A 211-nucleotide genomic window follows, 5' to 3' on the forward strand; every position below is an offset into this window, starting at 1 on the left:
CGTCCGGGCCGTCCGCTTCCTGACCTGCTCGGCGATGTCCGGGTAGCGGGTATGGATCGTTGTCGCGTGCACGCCCGCTTCTTCCGCGACTGCCATGATCGACAGCTTGCGTTTGGGATCTACAATGCGCGGCGCCCCTCGCTCAATCCGGTGTAATGCCAGCAGCAATTCCTGCTGGGTTTTGTCACGACGCGACATGGGGTTCCTTTCC

1 pseudogene is annotated in these 211 nt (G+C 62.1%); it reads right to left on the reverse strand.

Annotated elements, in window-relative coordinates:
* Positions 1-198 (reverse strand): annotated as a pseudogene (locus AYR66_RS29535) (hypothetical protein); the annotation flags it as partial.
* Positions 199-211 lie beyond the last annotated feature (13 nt).

This window comes from Noviherbaspirillum denitrificans, assembly GCF_002211445.1.
Lineage (GTDB): Bacteria > Pseudomonadota > Gammaproteobacteria > Burkholderiales > Burkholderiaceae_D > Noviherbaspirillum > Noviherbaspirillum denitrificans.